17 protein-coding genes, 1 tRNA gene and 1 pseudogene are annotated in these 18,503 nt (G+C 58.8%); 3 read left to right on the top strand and 16 right to left on the bottom strand.

The features are described 5' to 3' along the window. From AC1RTP_RS21055 to AC1RTP_RS21095, 9 genes and pseudogenes are all read right to left on the bottom strand, one after another. The coding region (locus AC1RTP_RS21055) for a lamin tail domain-containing protein (RefSeq protein WP_498610146.1) at positions 1-349 on the bottom strand (349 nt) is incomplete at its 3' end. Positions 350-457: 108 nt separating this feature from the next. Continuing rightward, positions 458-1,453: a TIGR03790 family protein gene (locus AC1RTP_RS21060; protein ID WP_498610147.1), complete on the bottom strand. Its 996-nt coding sequence runs from the start codon at positions 1,451-1,453 to the stop codon at positions 458-460. After that, on the bottom strand, positions 1,434-2,849 hold the full coding sequence (locus AC1RTP_RS21065) for a mannose-1-phosphate guanylyltransferase/mannose-6-phosphate isomerase (RefSeq protein ID WP_498610149.1): 1,416 nt from the start codon (positions 2,847-2,849) through the stop codon (positions 1,434-1,436). The genes AC1RTP_RS21060 and AC1RTP_RS21065 overlap by 20 nt, the downstream gene beginning before the upstream one ends. A gap of 12 nt (positions 2,850-2,861) precedes the next feature. Beyond that, a complete protein-coding gene (locus AC1RTP_RS21070) occupies positions 2,862-4,001 on the bottom strand; it encodes a nucleotidyltransferase family protein (protein WP_498610151.1) in 1,140 nt (379 codons plus the stop codon). Continuing rightward, positions 3,998-4,624: a glycosyltransferase gene (locus tag AC1RTP_RS21075; protein ID WP_498610442.1), complete on the bottom strand. Its 627-nt coding sequence runs from the start codon at positions 4,622-4,624 to the stop codon at positions 3,998-4,000. Before AC1RTP_RS21075 ends, AC1RTP_RS21070 begins: the two co-directional genes overlap by 4 nt. Next, positions 4,625-5,911 (bottom strand): annotated as a pseudogene (locus AC1RTP_RS21080) (undecaprenyl-phosphate glucose phosphotransferase); the annotation flags it as partial. A gap of 14 nt (positions 5,912-5,925) precedes the next feature. Next, positions 5,926-7,113 carry an XrtB/PEP-CTERM-associated polysaccharide biosynthesis outer membrane protein EpsL gene (epsL, locus tag AC1RTP_RS21085; RefSeq protein ID WP_498610153.1) on the bottom strand — a complete coding sequence of 396 codons (1,188 nt, stop codon included), beginning with the start codon at positions 7,111-7,113 and terminating at the stop codon, positions 5,926-5,928. A gap of 24 nt (positions 7,114-7,137) precedes the next feature. Beyond that, a complete protein-coding gene (locus AC1RTP_RS21090; protein WP_498610444.1) occupies positions 7,138-7,773 on the bottom strand; it encodes a CAAX prenyl protease-related protein in 636 nt (211 codons plus the stop codon). Positions 7,774-8,009: 236 nt separating this feature from the next. Further along, positions 8,010-9,914: an ATP-binding cassette domain-containing protein gene (locus AC1RTP_RS21095; protein ID WP_498610155.1), complete on the bottom strand. Its 1,905-nt coding sequence runs from the start codon at positions 9,912-9,914 to the stop codon at positions 8,010-8,012. Positions 9,915-9,993: 79 nt separating this feature from the next. Here AC1RTP_RS21095 and AC1RTP_RS21100 point away from each other — a divergent pair. From AC1RTP_RS21100 to AC1RTP_RS21110, 3 genes are all read left to right on the top strand, one after another. Further along, positions 9,994-10,068 (top strand) — tRNA-Arg (locus tag AC1RTP_RS21100). Between the two features lie 162 nt (positions 10,069-10,230). After that, positions 10,231-11,232 (top strand): tyrosine-type recombinase/integrase, encoded by a 1,002-nt coding sequence (locus AC1RTP_RS21105; protein WP_498610157.1) that lies wholly within the window; start codon positions 10,231-10,233, stop codon positions 11,230-11,232. Positions 11,233-11,621: 389 nt separating this feature from the next. Further along, positions 11,622-12,404, top strand: a complete 783-nt coding sequence (locus AC1RTP_RS21110; RefSeq protein WP_498610159.1) for a hypothetical protein — start codon at positions 11,622-11,624, stop codon at positions 12,402-12,404. 78 nt (positions 12,405-12,482) lie between these two features. On the opposite strand, the gene AC1RTP_RS21115 is transcribed toward AC1RTP_RS21110, so the two are convergent. Genes AC1RTP_RS21115 through AC1RTP_RS21145 form a run of 7 tightly spaced genes read right to left on the bottom strand, consistent with a single transcriptional unit; the run spans position 12,483 to position 18,228 of the window. Next, positions 12,483-13,007, bottom strand: a complete 525-nt coding sequence (locus AC1RTP_RS21115; protein ID WP_498610160.1) for a hypothetical protein — start codon at positions 13,005-13,007, stop codon at positions 12,483-12,485. Further along, the gene (locus AC1RTP_RS21120; protein ID WP_498610162.1) at positions 13,004-13,471 is read right to left on the bottom strand and encodes a glycoside hydrolase family 73 protein; all 468 of its coding nucleotides are present in this window, start codon (positions 13,469-13,471) and stop codon (positions 13,004-13,006) included. Before AC1RTP_RS21120 ends, AC1RTP_RS21115 begins: the two co-directional genes overlap by 4 nt. Continuing rightward, complete coding sequence (locus AC1RTP_RS21125) at positions 13,471-13,896, bottom strand: hypothetical protein (RefSeq protein WP_498610163.1); 426 nt, start codon at positions 13,894-13,896, stop codon at positions 13,471-13,473. Before AC1RTP_RS21125 ends, AC1RTP_RS21120 begins: the two co-directional genes overlap by 1 nt. Before the next feature lie 47 nt (positions 13,897-13,943). After that, positions 13,944-14,444, bottom strand: a complete 501-nt coding sequence (locus AC1RTP_RS21130; protein ID WP_498610164.1) for a hypothetical protein — start codon at positions 14,442-14,444, stop codon at positions 13,944-13,946. After that, positions 14,444-16,882, bottom strand: coding sequence for a phage head spike fiber domain-containing protein (locus tag AC1RTP_RS21135; protein ID WP_498610166.1), 2,439 nt, complete (start codon positions 16,880-16,882; stop codon positions 14,444-14,446). Before AC1RTP_RS21135 ends, AC1RTP_RS21130 begins: the two co-directional genes overlap by 1 nt. Continuing rightward, on the bottom strand, positions 16,879-17,538 hold the full coding sequence (locus AC1RTP_RS21140) for a DUF4376 domain-containing protein (RefSeq protein WP_498610167.1): 660 nt from the start codon (positions 17,536-17,538) through the stop codon (positions 16,879-16,881). Before AC1RTP_RS21140 ends, AC1RTP_RS21135 begins: the two co-directional genes overlap by 4 nt. 9 nt (positions 17,539-17,547) lie before the next feature. Then, positions 17,548-18,228 carry a hypothetical protein gene (locus tag AC1RTP_RS21145; protein WP_498610169.1) on the bottom strand — a complete coding sequence of 227 codons (681 nt, stop codon included), beginning with the start codon at positions 18,226-18,228 and terminating at the stop codon, positions 17,548-17,550. Positions 18,229-18,503: the final 275 nt, after the last annotated feature.

Below are 18,503 nucleotides of genomic sequence, written 5' to 3' on the forward strand. Positions count from 1 at the left end.
TATTCACGCTGCCGCTAAAGAAGTCTGCCGGCAGGTCTACGCCAACGGAGGTATTGCTGCTGGCCAGTTTGACCAGGAAGTATTTGCCCGGCGCGATGCTGGTGCCGGCCGGCAGTTCGGCCTTGCCCCAGCTGGTGCCGGCAGCGGATGCGTACTGGATGGTCCAGCCGCCCACGGCCACGGTGCTACTGCCGCGGTTGAACAGTTCAACGTAGTCGTAGCGCAGGGTAGCGCCGTTATTGCCGCCCGCGCCGTACATCTGGCTGATGACCACGTCGGCAGCGAAGGCCGGCTGGCAGGCCAGCAAGGCAGCCAACGCGGTAGCGCGCAAGGTAATGCGTTTGTCCATGTAATGCCCCAAAAGTGTTTTCCAAAGATATATTTGTTGTTCTTTACATATTATCTGTCTGGTATGACTGCTTGGTGACAGCCCATTAGTCCGAACGGACTAACGGAATCAACGCTGGTAAGGGCGGGCCAGCGGTTCGCCTATGAAGACGCCCTGCGCGGGCCAGGCCACGCTGCGCCAATAAGCTTCGATCGCCGTCGCACCACCGAGGTAATGGCGCAACAGGATTTCGGGATGTGGGAATTTTTGCCAATGGCTGCATGGCTCGCTGACCGTGCCATAGCTGGCGGTGGCGCCCGCCTCCAGCCAGCGCAGGCTGCTCATTTGCCGGTCGCCCAGCAGGTCGCCGCCCCAGGAAGTCAGGTGGTCGGCCAGCGCGCCGGGCAAGAAATGCAGCGTCTCCAGTTTGTCGACGCGCGCGGCGCCCGTCTGGTAAAACATGATGTCGTCCACGCCCTCCAGCACATCCTGGTGCAGCGTATGGATGTGCAGCCGCCGCGCCTGCACGTTGGCGCTGGGCGGGAAGAAAAGCGCACGCGCATTGCGCGCCTTATCGCTGGTCCGCAGGAAGTAGGCGCCCGCCGCCGGCGTGCTGAACCCGGTCACCCGGCCCCGGTCCACCACGGCGCGCGCCACCGCTTCTTCTGCGGCAGGCAGCAGCATCGACAGCCGCATGCCTTGCGGCAGCTGGCCATTATTGAAGTAAGGATTCGCACGCCCCGGCCCGCAAGGCTTGCCGCATTGCGCCGCATCGAAGCCGAGGGTGTAGGCGGCAGTCAGGCCATTGCATTCCACCGCATACGGCGCCGTCCACACGAACAGCACCACGCGCACCGAGGGCGCCAACTGGCTGTCGACCTGTTGCTTCAAGTCGGCAAAGGCCGCCGCGTCGAGTTTGCGGGGCGAGCCAGGCAAGCGCACATGGACCACCTGCTGTGCAGGTATGCCGCGCGCCAGCCGATAGTAATCGGCGATAGCCACGCTGGAAGGATCGGCATCATTGACAACCAGCCCAAGCTGGGCCGGCTGAAGCTGGGCGCGCGCCCCGGCTGCCAGCAGCAGGAGCGCGGCAAAGACGCAGCGTTTAGCCGCGGTGGTAGACATCCTCGAAACGGACGATATCGTCCTCGCCGAGGTAGCTGCCCGACTGTACCTCGATCAGGTGCAGCGGCAGCTTGCCCGGGTTTTCCAGCCTGTGGTTCATGCCGATCGGGATGTAGGTCGACTCGTTCTCGGTCAACAGCATGACCTTCTCGCCGCAAGTCACGCGTGCGGTGCCCGACACCACAACCCAGTGCTCCGCGCGGTGATGGTGCATTTGCAGCGACAGCTTGCCGCCCGGGTTGACGATGATGCGCTTGACCTGGAAGCGGTCGCCCATATCGATGCCCTCATAGCTGCCCCACGGACGGTAGACCTTGGTGTGGTGCAGGTGCTCGGTGCGGCCATTGGCCTTCAGGTGTTCGACCACCTGCTTCACGCGCTGCACCTGGTCCTTATGCGCCACCAGCACCGCATCGGCAGTCTCCACAATCACCAGGTCCTGCACGCCGATGGCCGCCACGATGCGGCCTTCAGCGCGCACCAGGCAATTGCTGGCGTTATCGGTATACACATCGCCGCGCGTCACGTTGCCGTTGGCGTCGGCCTCCAGCACGTCCACCAGCGCCGACCAGGATCCCACGTCGTTCCAGCCGATCGAAGCTGGAACCACGACGGCCATTTTGGTGTGCTCCATCACCGCATAATCGATGGAGTCGGACTTGCAGGCCGTGAAGGCTGCTTCGTCCAGCCGGCAGAAGTCCAGGTCGCGGTAGCCCTTGCTCACCGCTTCTTCGCTGGACTTGACCATCTCCGGCTGGAACTGCGCCAGCTCCTTCAGGTAAGCGTCGGCACGGAACAGGAACATGCCGCTGTTCCAGACAAAGTTGCCTGCATCGATAAAGCCCTGCGCCGTTTCGCGGTTCGGCTTCTCGACGAATTTGGCGACCTTGAAGCAGCCTTCGGCCGGCAAAGCTTCACCGCTCTGGATATAGCCATAGCCGGTTTCCGGCGCTGTCGGCACGATGCCGAAGGTGGCCAGGGCACCGCCTTCAACCTGGGTTACGGCACGCAGGATGGCGGCGTAAAACGCATCCACATCCTGGATCACATGGTCCGCCGGCAGGACCAGCATCACCGCCTGCGGGTCGATCACTTTCAGGTAATGGGCGGCAGCGGCAACGGCCGGCGCGGTATTGCGGCCCGCAGGTTCCAGCAGGATGCCCAGCGGATTGACGCCGATTTCGCGCATCTGTTCAGCCACCAGGAAGCGATGATCATTACCGCAAACCACCAGCGGCGCCATCATGCCCTCGCGGCCCGCCAGTCGCAGCACGGTCTCCTGCAGCATCGTCTTGTCCGACACAAGGGGCAGCAGCTGCTTGGGCAAGGCCGCGCGCGACAAAGGCCACAGGCGGGTACCGGCGCCGCCGGACAAGATGACTGGGTAGATTTTCATATTTAAAGTTGTTTATTTGGCAACATTTTCAGCGGTACGGCGGGTCGAGCGACGGTCTCGCGCATTCATCCACCCGCCGCATTCGGCCTGCGAAACGTGACGCATTTCGCCAGCCCGGTCAACGCTGTAATCTTTAAATACGATCAATTCGTCGAGCGAGCCTTCTGGCAAGACTCGAGTATATTCGAACAACACGCTGCGCACTACCCGTGCGCCGCCGCAAATGTGGCTTCCATGCCCAATCCAGGTCGGTCCGATGATGGTGGAGCCGGCCTCAATGCGGCAACCGGAGCCAATATAGACAGGTCCCACGATCTTGGTGCCATTCCAGTCGATGCTGGTGTTCAAGCCAACCCAGACCCCTTCTTCCACCTGCACGCCCGGCACAATCATATTGCCCACGCCGCCGGTCAGCACGCCTTGCAGCACTTCCCAGTAATCCTTGACGCTGCCGATATCGATCCAGTTGAAGCGGCGGGTCTGGCAGTAGAACGGCAAGCCGCGCTCGGCCAGCAAAGGGAACAATTCGGAGCCGATGTCGAACACCTGGCCGGACGGGATCAGGTCGATCACTTCCGGTTCGAACAAATAGATACCGGTACTGGCGCAATTCGATTTGGCCACGTCGCGCGATGGCTTTTCCTGGAATTCGCGCACCCGGCCATCGGCATCGCTGACCACCACGCCGTAGCTGTTCACCTTATCCCACGGCACTTCGCGCGTGATGACGGTCGCCATCGCGCCTTTGCGGCGGTGCTCATACAGCGCGGATTTCAAATCCAGGTCGATCAGCGCGTCGCCGCACAGCACCACCACGGTCTCGTCGAAGAAGCCGCCGAATTCCTGGATTTTCTTGATGCCGCCTGCCGAACCGAGCGGCTCCGGCACCACGTTGCCCTGGTCATCGGTATAGCCCTCGAAGGAATAGCCGATCTGCACGCCGAACTGGTGGCCCTCGCCGAAATACTCCTCGATCTTTTCATGCAGGTAGCTGACGTTGACCATGATCTCGCTTACGCCATGGCGCTGCAGATGTTCGACCAGGTAGGCCATCACCGGCTTGCCGAGGATAGGGATCATCGGCTTGGGCAGTTCGTAAGTCAAAGGACGCACCCGCGTGCCTTTGCCGGCCGCCAGAATCATCGCTTTCATGAGTTGTCCTTTTCAAGTATTAGCTCGGGTGCGGAATACAGGCACTCATACGCTGCCAGCAGCTTTGGCGCCTCATACTCCCACTCTAGTTCATTGGCCACCCGGTTGCGGCCATACGCACCCATGCGCGCCCGGCGTTCCGGATCGTCCAGCAATTCGATCATTTTAAGCGCCAAATCGACAGGATCGTTCTTTGCCGCGTACAGGGAAGCCTCCTGCGCTGATACCCTCCCCTCTGTGAGGTCGAACTGTACTATAGGTTTGCCCAACGCCATATACTCCATGATCTTATTCATGGTGGATTTGTCGTTCATCTCATTGGCGACGTCGGGATTTACGCACACATCGGCCGTATTCAGCATTTCCAGCAGCTGCTGGTCCGGCACACGGCCTGTAAAAGTCACGTAATCGGCCACTTCCAGCTCGCGCGCCAGTTCCTTCATCTGCTCCAGCGACGTGCCGCCGCCCACCAGGCCGAAATGCACGTCCTGCCGCCCCATCTCGTGCACCACGAAGCGCACGCTTTGCAGCAGCAGGTCGATGCCTTCCTGCGCGCCCATCACGCCGACGTAGCCGACCAGGAAGCGCCGCCCCTGTTTCAATTCCGGCACCGGCGGCAGCACGCGCAAGCGGTCCAGTTTCGGGCCGCTGCGCACTACCGTTTCGCCGCGCAGGCCGTTGACCTGGGCCCAGCCGGTGATGCCTGGCTTGACCTTGTGGCGCAACATATAGCCTTTGATTAGCTTCCGGTATTGTTCGTTGTGGGCAACGGCATGTGGGCGCGGCCCGACAATGCTCATCGATCCTTGCAGCACATTGAGGAATTGCGGCAACTCATCGAGCGACGTACGGCGCAGGAAGGCGCCGCCCCCCGTGATGCGCGGATCGCGCGCGGTAGCTTGACGCACAACCGGCCCATCTTCGGTCACGCGCATCGAGCGGAATTTGTAGACGATGATTTCTTCGCCATACAGGCCGTAGCGGCGCTGGCGGAAAATCACGGGGCCGGGTGAACTGATGCACACCACCAGGGCAATCGCCAGCATGACTGGAATCAGCATCAAAAGGATGGCGCTGCCGAGGATCACATCGCTGGCGCGCTTGACGATGCCGTCAAAGCCAACAAAGGGCGTTTCGCAAATCGCCACCACCGGCATGCCGCCCACGCTGTCGAAGCGCGCCTGCATCAGGTCGAACACATAAATATCGGGCAGGAAATAGACCGAGGCCGTGGTGTCCTGCAATTCGTCAAGCAGCTTGCGGATGCGCGGCTGGGCGGAGATCGGCTGGCTGATGAAAATCATCTTGATGTGGTTGTCGCGTACGAAGTTAGCTACCTCGCCCATCTTGCCCAGGATCGGATGCACCAGGTCTTTCTTGATCCGATCGCCCACGCGGTCGTCAAAGAAACCGCGCACGTTAAGGAAAAGGTTGGGCATGAGTTCCGCCGTGTGCGCGAACTTGGTACCGACTTCATTGGCGCCAACGATGACGATGGAGCGCACCTCGCTCTCCTTGGCCGGGTCGGTGCCGACGTGGCGCGCAGCCAGGTGGCTCATGAGCAATGCAAACGGCGTGGCCAGGAACCAGCTGAACACTACCGCCTCGTCATAGTGGTAAGCCAGACCGCTCACGTTGCCGAGGAAAACCAGAATCAAGGCGGTAACGAACCAGCCCATGAAAATGTCGCGCGCATAAGCCACGATGCGGCCGCTGCGCCAGGTGCGGTAAGGGTCCACATGCTGGTACACGGCCGATGAAATGAAAAAGGCCAGGATCATCAGCACCAGCGAATATCCGGTAAACGGCTCCCCATACACCATCGAGGTGGCGTACAACATTCCCATAATGATCAGCGGATCGAGTACACGCTGGAAAAAGGAAATCAGGGGGATATCGTTTACCGTCATCGTCGCTCCTCAGATTAGAACTGCACTGACGCCATCAATGAAACGCCCTTGGCCTTGTAGCTGCCCGTGCCTGCCAAAGGCGTGCCGGTGCGGCGGTCGTGGAAAGCCGTAGCACTCAACTGCACCTTGCGCGCTGGCTGGTAGACCAGGCCAAGCGTGGTGCTGCGCGTGGTGTCGCTTGGATCGCCATTGAAGAAGACGCCAGGCAGGCGTTCAAAGTTGCGCCGCTCGCGCTTGATGCCCGCATTGGCCTGCACCTTGGCCGACACGCCCCAGGCCGCATTCAGGCTGACGCCTTTGTTGACACTGTTATTGACGATCACGCTTTCCACGGCTGCGAACTCGCGCCAGGCATCGGCAGTGAAGCGCAGCTTCACACGCGGCTTCCAAGTCACGGTGACGCGGCCGTTCAGGCCGCTGCTATCGCGCTCGGTGAAGGTGTCATGCTTGCGCTTTGCATAGCCAGCCAGCAATTGGAGTTGCGTGATATCGCTGTACAGCCAATTGATATTGGCCTTCAGCTCGTCTTGCGTGTAGTTCTGGTCGAGGAAGGTGGCGCCGATGCGGCGCGAGTTGAGGTAGTTGCCCTTGATATGGCGCGCTACCAGCCCTACCCTGCTGCCGCTGGCCGGCAAGTAATCAATGCCGAGTTCAGTGCGGTCTTCCTTACGGTTGTTCAGGCTTTGCGCTAGCAGCTCGTAGTCGAAACGGTCGCGCTGGAAGCCGGCATGCACGCGCCAGCTCGGATGCAGGCGCCAGCCGCCGCTGGCGTACTCGCGTCGCTGCGTGCGCAAGTTGCGCTCTTCGGTGTGGAAGTCGTTGAACGGTGTCAGCACCTGCTGGTAGCTGCCGCCGATATTGCCGTCGAAATGATTGCCCAGCACCCAGGCCCAGTCCAGGTTGAAGTCCTTGCCGTTGTAATTGAGCTGGTCGTAATGGTCGAACGTGGTGCGGGAAACTTTGGCCTGCCCGGTGATTTTCTGACGGCCGATTGGTCGCTCAAGCATGAAACCGGCAATCGCTTGCGTGGCGCGGTCGGAGCGCTGGATGCCAGGTGGCGCATCGTCCGGAAGACGTAGCAAGTTGTCGTCATAAGTCCAGCCCACGCTGACAAAGGGCTTGATGGTGTCGCTGAAGTCAGCCCAGGCGGGACAGCATGCCAGGGCAGCAGCCAGCGCCAGTGGCGTTGGCAGGTTGCGCATATTGTTTTTTAGCCTTATTAAGAACTACCAATAATTCCAGCTACCGGTTGCAATGACCCATATGGCCAGGAGGCCATTTGTCACGGCATGTCCCAAGATAGGAGTCCACAGCGTTTCGCTGCGCATGTACAACAAGGTGTAGGCGATGCCTGCGACAATACCGGCCAGCCATAAGTTATGTTCGACACCGAACAGAAGAACAGAGATCGTCGCGGCGCGAGCACCTGCGCGGGACGGCCGCAATGAAAGGAAATCGCGCTGCCTAAGCCAGCGCAGCAGGAAGGAACGCCAGAACAATTCCTCCATCAAGGGCACTACGAAAGCGGCGCCGGCGGCGCGTGCTGCAACAAGCGGCCAGTCAATACCGGCGTCCTCGCCGGTGACATCGAATGGATGCGGCGTTCCGCTTCTCATCCATTGCGCATCGAGCGAAATCCATAACAGGAACACGAAAAATCCAACCGCCGTTGCCGCCAGTATGTCGCGGCGCGCAGGCCGTGCGAGCAGCTCGGTATAGTGTTTGCGCCACAAAAACAGCATCGCCAGCAACAGCGCCACCTTGGCCGGATACAGCCAGCGCAGCGTACCGCTTGGAGTGCCGTAGCGTTCAAGCACGTCGGCAATGATGATGAAGGCAATGAAGGTAGCGAACGGCAGCACGCGCGGCAAGACCGTGCCTTCGTGCGCATGCAATGCAATGACAGGCGCTGCAACCGCAGTGGCATGCGGTTGCCGGGGAATGCGCTTAGGTGGCCGCTGGTTCGTCACGATATCTGCCTTCCCGTTGGAAATACCGAAGCAAGGCTGCCTCGGCATTAAGGTTGTCAGATATTACAGCGGGCAATCGTGCGCAAGCGCACGAAAGTGAGGAACTTCAAATATGCAATTGAGCTAGTTCAAGCGTTGTTGCGGGATTCGATTTGTTCCCAGCGTTCGAGCGCGGTCATCAACTCCTCGTCGATCTGTGCAATACGATCATTGAGGCGCTTGGCTTCCGCAGGGGTCTTCTTGTAGAAGTCAGGATCGGAAAGCGTGATGTTCAGCGCCGTCTGCTCGTCTTCCAGTTTGGCAATGAGTTGCGGCAATTCTTCCAGCTCGCGCTGCTCTTTATAGCTAAGCTTTTTCCCTTTTACCGGCGCAGCGGCGACTGCTGCGGCAGCCGGCTTTTCATCGGCTTTCTTCGCCGCCGGTGCGACGACCGGCGCCGCATCACGCACACGCTCCCAATCGCTGTAACCGCCCACATACTCCTTCCACTGGCCCTCGCCTTCGGCAACGATCACTTGCGTGACAACGTTGTCGAGGAACATGCGATCATGGCTGACGAGGAAGACGGTGCCGGCGTAATCTTCCAGCAGTTCTTCCAGCAATTCCAGCGTATCGATATCAAGGTCATTGGTCGGTTCGTCGAGCACCAGCACGTTGGCTGGTTTGGCGAACAGGCGCGCCAGCAGCAAGCGGTTCCGTTCGCCACCGGACAGCGAGCTCACCAGTGAGCGCGCACGTTGCGGTTCGAACAGGAAGTCGCCCAGGTAGCTCATGACGTGCTTGCGCTGGCCATTAATTTCCACCCAGTCGCTGCCGGGCGCAATCGTGTCGGCCAGCGTGGCGTTGTCGTTCAACTGGGCGCGCATCTGGTCGAAGTACGCCACCTGCAGCTTGGTGCCTTGCTTGATCATGCCGCTGTCGGCCTGTTCTTCGCCCAGCACGAGCTTCAGCAGCGTGGTCTTGCCCGCGCCGTTGGGGCCGATCAGACCGATCTTGTCGCCGCGCATGATGATCGAGCTGAAGTCCTTGACGATGACCTTGGCGCCATAGGCTTTGTTCACATTTTCCAGTTCCGCCACGATCTTGCCGGAACGCTCGCCAGTACCGACTTCCAGGCGCACCTGGCCTTGCTGGTCGCGGCGCGCAGCGCGCTGCTCACGCAAGCGCTCCAGGCGGCGCACGCGGCCTTCGTCGCGGGTGCGGCGCGCCTGCACGCCCTTGCGGATCCATACTTCTTCCGCTGCCAGCACCTTGTCGAACTTGGCGTTCTCGATTTCTTCGATCGCCAGCTGTTCCGCCTTGCGCACTTGGTAGGTGGTGAAATTGCCCGGGTAGGACATCAGGTTGCCGCGATCGAGTTCGATGATGCGGGTCGCCACATTATCCAGGAAGGAGCGGTCGTGGGTGATGAACAGGATGCTGCCTTTGAAATCGCGCAGCAGGCCTTCCAGCCACTTGATGGAGTTGAAGTCCAGGTGGTTGGTCGGCTCGTCCAGCAGCAGTACGTCGGGGGCGCCGACTAGGGCGCGTGCGAGCGCCGCACGTTTCTTGGTGCCGCCGGAAAGGGTTTCGACCAGCACCGAACCATCCAGGTTCAGTCGGCCCAGGATGGTTTCCACCTTGTTTTTCAGGTTCCAGGCATCGCCCGCGTCCAGTTTCAGCTGGATGTCGTGCATGCGTTCCATCAACTTGTCGTCGTCGCCCTGGCCAAATTGGGTGGTCAGTTCGTCGTATTCCTTCAGCAGCGCCGGCAATTCTCCCAGGCCGGATGCGACCGCGTCGTGCACGCTCTGGCCGGCTTCGAACTGCGGCTCCTGCTCGACGTACACAATCTTCAGGCCTTGCTGCATGACCAGCAGGCCGTCATCCAGCTTCTGCATGCCGGCAATAATTTTGAGCAAAGAGGATTTGCCGGTGCCGTTACGCCCGATCAGGCCGACCCGCTCCCCGGTCTCCAGGGAAAATTCAGCGTGGTCCAGCAGGGCGTGGTGGCCGAAAGCCAGTTGTGCAGATGTTAAGGAAATGACAGCCATTGGAATGCAATTCGTGACGGAAAAACGAGCATTTTACCCGTTAGCAGCCTGTCAGCTATAATTGCGCTCGCTTTGCGTCCTCCCCGTAGCACAATGGATAGTGCACATGCCTCCTAAGCGTGGGATACTGGTTCGATTCCAGTCGGGGGGACCAGAAGCCATTTCTGCAAGACCCCACAAAACGCCATTAAATAATAAAAATCAATGGCTTAAAGACTATTCCTTAGGCAAGCGAATACCGCAAAACGCCACTAAAAAACACACTTTTCTGCTACGATCTACGATCAATTTACGACGAACTTACGACGGAGATCTAGTGGCAAGCTTGAAGAAGACGGCAGGTGGGTGGCAGGCGCAAGTAGCCATCAAAGGCCACCGAGAAGCCCGATCCTTTTCGACAAAGGCAGAAGCTAACGCGTGGGCGGCGGAGCGCGAGACTGAGATTCGCCGCCAGGTGGCTACCGGCATTGACGCTCGCAAGACAGTTGGCGACGCCTTTCTACGCTATGGCAAAGAAGTCTCGATTCGCAAGAAAAAGCCGCGCTGGGAACAGGTCCGCCTGGCTGCGCTTGGGGCCGCGCATATCGACCATCGCCAACTGAAAGACGTCCATCTCAACGAATTGACGTCGGACATGCTTGGGCGCTGGCGTGACACTCGCCTCAATGTCGACAAAGTTCTTGGCTCCACAATTAATCGCGACTTCGCCCTTTTATCGAACGTCTTTGCCGTGGCAGTTGGGGAGTGGAAATGGATGGCGAAGAGTCCGACGAGTGATGTGCGCCGCCCGAAAGATCCGCCTCCGAGGGACCGGCGAATCGACGAAGATGAGATCGAACGCATATCGCTCGCGTCAGGATTCTGTGAGATGTCAGCCCTGCAGGTAAAGCAACGGGTGGGAGTGGCATTTCTATTTGCGATCGAAACCGCAATGCGCGCTGGCGAGATCTGCGGACTCCGAGCCGATGGCATCAATGGCCCCGTTGCGCGCCTCCAGGACACGAAGAACGGAACGGCACGCGACGTGCCGCTGTCCAAACGCGCCCGCGAACTCATCGGCTTTTTACCGCCAGTCGAGAAGGGGTACCCAATATTCGCACTCACCCCGTCCCAACTGGATGCAAATTTCCGAAAGCTGCGCGAAGCAGCGTGTATCGACGGGCTAACTTTTCACGACACACGGCACGAGGCAATCACGCGCCTCGCGCGCAAGCTCAACGTCCTTGAGCTTGCACGTATGGTTGGTCATCGCGACTTGAAGATGCTGCAAATCTATTACAACGAGACCGCAGAGAACTTAGCCGCCCGCCTCGACTAATCTGAGCTAAACGGCTTCATGCCGAGTATTTCAACCTGCCACTGTTGGTAGCAAGTGGCATATGTCCTATCACCAAGCTTAGTCCGCTGAATCCCTTCAAACTTAATTCCACTACCCAACAAGCCGATCATTCGCACCTGGTGTAATGCCGGAAGCAATCGACCGCTTTCGTTCTGGATACCCCACGCCTGGCAAATTAACCTAGACCGCCCCTGCCACCAGACCATTGTGAGGTCCCCGCGAACGCCCGGATCGTTGGCAACGTCCGCATCGGCCCTAGGTTCACCACGATAACATAGCTGAACTATTTTACTGTACATGCATACAGTATATTGGGACTAGTCATCAATTTCAATGACATATTGCGCAGACTCTATAAGTGTTATGTAATGACGAAACTTATTATTAACACACCAAAGGTACTGCAAATGTTTGAAGGTCCACGTCTCAAAGTTAAACGAGGCACTCAGCACATCGAAGATCTGGACAATGCGCTGGCGAAGTATTTCAGTACAGGGGAAAACGTTAAAGTAACAGTTACCAAAGTCGAAGCGAACGCCTGTGGGATTAGGGCGGAGGCTAAACAGATGCCCGAAGAGCTGTCACTACTTTTGGGCGATGCAATTCATAATTTGCGATCGGCGTTGGACCTATTGGCGGTCGAGCTTGTTAGGGCGGCTGGGGAGGAGCCCTCAAGAGGGTTGTACTTTCCTGTAAGCGATACCAAAGAAAAGTTAGCGAAGCGAATGCGCGATAAGGAGACCCAACTGTTTGGAAATCGCGTCTGCTCACTGATAGAAGAAGAAATCAAGCCCTACAAAGAAGGCCACCCGCTGCTTTGGGCACTTCATCAAGCAGACATCGGCGACAAGCATACTGGGCTGGTGCCGACGTTTGGCCTCACCCGCTTAACGCTGGATGCCATAGATCTAAACGGAAATACGTTCGAGGATTTAACGCTTGGCGTCGCTGGGGGAACAGCTTTTTTGCCGATAGTGATGGGCCCCGGCGCCCAAGTCTTTAACCTTAGGAATTTCGTCAGCCACGCATTCTTCCCCAAGGACAGTAGCTTTGGACAAGTGTCCTTGGTCCCCACCCTACGGCAATGTGCGAACGTCGTGGAAGCGATCATCAACGGCGTCGAATTCGCACATCAGGCGCCGCAACACTAGCAATTGCGGAACACCCCCTCCCCCACCGTAACTCTATGCGACGCTGGGCAGGCCATTTTCTAAGTGCAGACGTTTGCACTATCTTAAAATCGCCTGCTGCTTCCCGTAGTATTCCCGCAGCCCAAGCGCTAATTCGCGCCAGGCGAGGCAGGCTGAAGCGTTGAAGGCGTTGGTTTGGGCGACTTCAGCGAGCGAAACGCCGGCGGCGTCACGGTCAGAGCTGGCGACAGGTCCGGCAGGCTCACCTGCCCAGGCGGCGTCGTATGCCCGCACGAAGCCAGCGTTAATACGGCACTCAGCGTTGTCAGCGTAAGTGACATAGACAGGCACTTGTTTCTCAATTACATCTCCCTTCAGGTAAATTTTCTGAATGCGGTCGCGGTACTTGATTTCGGTCTGTACCACGACCTTTGCTTGTGCGCGGCCGATCATCACGGTGCGAGCCGACTGCGCCGACAAATACTCGGACATGGCATCGGCGCCGCGACGCGCCTCCTGCAGCCGCCCGAACCCATACATGGCGGCACACAAAGCAGCGATCGCCAACCACTTGCCCCATCCTGGTACAACAGCGCCCTGCAGGCGCCCAAAAGCCGCGATCATGCTGACACCTGTGTAGCGACAACGTCGAAGCGCGCCAAGTTGCGGCCCCGCATGATCGCGATCAGCTTGTCCGCGTATGCCGGGTCCGTGGCGTAACCGGCTGCTGCAGCCGCACGCGCCCAGCCTTCGCCAGTTTTCTCCAGGAAGCACTCCTTATAGCGCAGGTTCTGCTGGAAAAAGACCGCATGGTCTTGGATGCATTCCGACCAGCTGCCGTACGCACGGAACGCACACTTGACCGAGATCCGCACGCCATTCACAAATTCATGCGTGTCTATCAGGACGGTCGCCCCCTTCCACGACGGGCCAGGTTTGACGCCGAAGAGGTTAAACCCAGGCGCGCGTGCGCCCCAGCTCGACTCCAGCGCCGCCTGGGCCAAGGTAAAGCTGGCAGGTATTCGGTGCGCGCGATGGCAGGCCTGCGCCGCGGGCAGAATGTGTTCGATAAATTCAGCCGGCGTCATCACAAGGCCCCCCTCACATCTTTGACCGCTGCAGCAGCGTCGTGCGCCATCTCGGCCAGATCCTTGCCACGGCGGCGATCAAACCAGAGCACCAAGCCACCGATAATCCACCAGGCAGGCAAGCCTGCCAGAACGAGAAAAGGCGCGGCGACGAATAACACCCCCATCTCTGCCGGCAGGCCATATATCACCGCCACCTGGCCGGCGGAGGAAAACAGGCTCGGCCACCAGCTGTGCGCAGCAATGACCAGGAAGGGGCCGCCGAGCGCTGATGCCAGCAGCGTGCTAGCAAAACGGATCGCTGCCTCCTTCAGTGACTTGGGCCACATAAACAGAAACGCTAGGCCGGTAGCGGCGGCGCCGGCCAACACTGGAACGCCGAAAATCTTAATCAGGGTACCGCCTGCAGTAGCTTCGATTGACATGCTTTCTTTCATAGAGGTTTTGGAACGGGTTGTTGAGGGTTTTGGGCTTACACGTTGGTGAGCGCTGCTTTGGGGTAGTCGCACATGTGTAGATCAATGGGACGAACACGCTTCATGACGGCGGGATCGAACAAGCGCGTGCCGCCGGCGAGCACGATCGCAAAGGCAAGATCAGAACACCACCAGCTGGAGTCGTCTGACCAGACCTCTGAATACGTAAAAGGAATGCCGGCAGCCCCGAACCAGTCATAGCCCTTCCCTACCTGGTCGCCGGCGAACTGGATCGCGGCGCCAAGGTCCGGTACCCAAACGGGCATATCGCGGTACACCACGACGCCGGCCATCAGTTGCTCGATCGGGCCGGCGCGGCAACCGTGCGTCATCGATGCCTCGTATGCTCGTTCGCCGATGATCGTAATCGCGTGGCTGAACTGGCGCGAACCAGACAGCACTCCGATCGCCAGGCTCAAAGGGTTATAGGGCCAGCGGCTGGTCAGTCTTACGGTGACGTAGCCGCCCTTGATCCCGCCTTTTGTGGGTTCCTTCATCAAATCTCCTCTACTTCGATCGTGGTCGAGTAGGCCAGCGCATACTGGATCGCGACGTCGGAATCCTTGGAGCGCCTGCCATAGATCATGTTGTCGCGCTCGATGGCGAGGTCCGCGACTTCGGGATACAAACTGACCAGGATCGGATACGCGCGGCTATTCCGAACGATGTTTACAAACGCCGCCCGGTCCGCTGCCGGCATCAGCTCCAAGTCAATGGGCAACTTGCGGTAGGTATAGCCAGCATCTGCCATTTGCCCGCCCGCGCCGTTCCTGTACAGCTCTGTCGTGTCTACATTGGTAAATGTCGCATTTGACGCGTTGTACTTCGGTGACCAATAGGGACCAACCACCAGGCATGCAGCCTCAACGTAGCCCTGCATGTTATTGGGATCGGAAATATCAACAGCCAGCCCGACCGCAGACTGGTTCGATGGCAACCAGCACCGAGCGTACGCACCGCCGCCATAGGCATAGGCACTTGCCGCCTGCGCTGCAGCCCATCCTCGCAGCTTTACTGCCGGCGCCGGGCACGCCGGAATATTGCCGCTGTCATAGTCATAGCTCTGCCAGTTGTCGATGTAGCCGAGCGGGCGAATACCTGGCGCCGAGGTGTACACATCAGCAGCGCGCGTCACCGCCGCGTTTGTGGTCGGAATGTACGACGTTGGGTAAGCGCCACTCTCCACCTGCACGCGAGTTGCCAGGATAGACCGCCCCACGACCGTTGCCGATGAGGTTCCAGGATAAATGAACACCGCTGCAGTCCCGGCTAGGCTATAGGTCCTGGTAATCTGAACTACGGTGTCTTCGGTAGCGGTCAGCCCGGCAACATCGAATGCAGCCCCTGCCAGCCGCGTGAACGAACCAGGCCCCTCAAGGACCGTGCACGACGAATCCGCCGTACTTCCCCAGTTGCCGCCACCGGAATCATAGAGGCCCAGTGTCAGCTGACTATCAGACCCCGCCCTAAGTGCTATCGTCAACGTGAGCACCTGGCCAGCACTCACCGCGCCGGCGCCGACCGAGCGGGCTTCGTTGGCGCTGACCGACGTTTTGCTAATAACCTGGTATGTGTCCAGACCTCGGTACTTGATCGCAGATGCAGCCACGGAGGCACCGGCCCATCCGGTGGTCAGGGTTCCCGACCCAGTTACCAGGTTCGTCGCCGCCGCTTCCAGCAGCTGCCTCGGGGCATCAGATAGTCTCGTTGGGTTGTACTGGTTACGAGCCACATTCGCGGCGGCGATCTTCAGCAGTCCGTCGCTATCGATAAACGTACCGGTGCTTGCGCGCGACACAAAAGATTGAAGCGTCGGATAGTACGACGACGGCTTAATGTCGAGCGGCTTGACACTGATGTTGTCGTACATGCTGGTGACGCCGGCTGTCGTGACAGCTGGGAACACCGCCAAGTACGTCGTAGCGCTGGTGGCCGTGAAGAGGAACGTAAGCTTTCCCGATGCAGTCGATGATGCGCTACCGAGATCGATGGCCCCGCCTGGGTTGCTACCCGCAGCCAAGGTACCCTTAGGCGCAGTGCCTTTCATAAAATCGCACGAAGCCATATAGACCTGCCCAGCCACGGTTGGAATCGTCTGCGTCGCGTATCCAGATTGCGTACCAGAAGCCGAATTGGTGAGCGTGGCCATTCCGCCAGCGGCGTTAAACGTCGCACCGCTCATCGCACTCCACCCCGCAGTATTCAAGTCGAAAGCACCGTTGACGACCTGTTCCTGCCCCAACGTATACTGAGCCTTCTCCATCATCCAACCCCATGCCGCCAAATCATCCGCACCAACAATTGGGGTGTAGAAGCGCAAGTTCTGGCTGGACGACGTATCCGTAATTGTTGCAGCAACCCATTTCCGAGTGAACCCGTTGGGCGCCTGACCAACCGCCGATTGAACTACGCCAGGCGTGGCACCAGTCCAATTTGAAACACTGATCGCCTGACCTGATCCGACAGTCGGCACGACCATCTTCTGGAACCAAGATATAACCAGAACGGTTCCATTCGGGTGCGTGTTCGCTTGAATAGTCATCTGCCAACGGTCTGTCGTGGCATCAGGATTGGGCACTACCGCAGTGTTCGTGCCATCAGGCGCTAGCACATATCGCACCGAACCGGGCGCCGATCCCCAGTTCTCAAACTGTCCGCTAGGCACCGCAAGTAAGTTCGTCGCTGGTGCTTCGTTGGTCAGGCGTACGCGGATTGTCGCGGAGGGCGACAAATTGCAGAACGGAAGCGCGACCGCACCAATCGATTCCGCAGTTGCCCAGGCCGCTGATAGCTTGGCGACCAGGGCACTTGCACGCCACACGCTCGACTTGGCATCCAATTGCAAATTCGACGCTACCAGCGCGCCGGCGGAACTCGATGCGGCTAGCACAGCGCGCCCAACTGCATTGTCATAGACGATACGCATATTGCTCATGCTGGCCACCTGATCGCGTTCACAGCCTCAATTGTTTCGGCCTGGTTGATCGCCACGCGGAGCGTTCGTCCGGTCGCATAAATGTCCGATATGAACTGCCCCAACGCAATGCCGAGGGAAATGACCTGGTCGGCGTCGAGCTGACGCGTCGTGTTGTCCGTCAATGTCCAGGTTTCGCTAAATACTGCACCGCTGGTCTTCGCCAGTACGGCCAACTGCACCGCGCCATTGATGCGCACGATGTCGGCCTGGTAGCTGCCGCCGTCATAGTTAAAATTACCCTGCTCCGCGACCGCACGCGCCGCTTTGACCGCCGACCAAGCGCGATCCTTCGCGGCTTGCAGCGTGCCGCTCTGATCTGAGACGACGACACCACCGTAGAAAGCGTTTGGAACTGCTGCACCTGCCGTGCCGATCAGCAGGCGTTCCAGCGCAGCGACCATGCCGTCTTCATTCATGGAAATCGCCGCCAACGGAAAGACCATGTCGTTAAACGCGCAGGCATGTGGCTTATCCTGAAGAAACGCCTCCTCGCTCGGATAGCTGCGTACCTGCAGCTGGATCAACCCAAGTTGAATATCAATGCTGGCATTGCGCAACATGTGGTAAGTGATGCTGACGCCATTTGGCGCCAGGATATCTTTTAGAATTGGCATACGCCCCTTTCAGTCGTATATGTAGCGATCAATCAGAAGTATCGTTATGTTGGTTGCGTTGCTCGAGTAGGTGCGGTTATAGCTATTGTTTGGCGGCGCAGTGTCGTCCCAGTTGTACTCAGTTCTCAGCATCACGGCCTGCAAGGTTCCGCCATAAGAGCGGTAAAACATGCCACACCTTTCGTCGCCAATTCCATCAAACCGCACGCCCCATTCCGTGTACCGGTCAAAGCCAGGCGAGCAGATCGCGGCAGCACCAGGCATGCCTTTAGGTGGCGCGCCAAGATTCGTAACCACGGCCAAGCTGACATGTGCAGCATCGTCATGACTCACGTTCAAGTTGACCCCGCCATAGATACACGAAAGGTTGAGGTGAGCGTTCCCACTGTCGTATGTCACGCTCCCGTCCGCTCGCATCGCGCGAATGCCCCAGGCAGCGTTCGACTTCGTCACAAAGTCCAATGCAAAGAAGTACAGAATCGGTGCCGAAAAAGAGGCGCCCGCCTTGTACATCACGGTGTGGCCATTCGAATAAACATCCTGCCCAGATGATGGGATCGAGTGAAACATCACATACGGTCTAGACAAAATCGCCGTGGGAATCTGAACTTGATAATCACGCCGAATCCAGCCCGGCTGCACCCCATCCATTTCCACCGACTCAAAGTACGGGACGCCAGTCAGATCCATACGGCCTATAAGCTGAGGAACAATGTGGCGAGTATCAATCTGCCGTAAGCCTGCTGATGTATTGAACCGAATCCCAAAGTCACTCATCGCGCAAATACCCCAACGACCGTATCGAACGCGCCGGCTGGCCATGTTCGCCATGTCGGTACCGGATAACCTTGCGCCTCGATGTAGGGATACCCATTCGCGTCCCTGCCCGTAACAAGCTGGTGATATCCACCGCGCGACACCATGCAGAAAATGTTCATTGTTCCTAAATCAGTGAAGGTGCGTCG

This window comes from Pseudoduganella sp. GW821-FHT11H04, assembly GCF_058807935.1.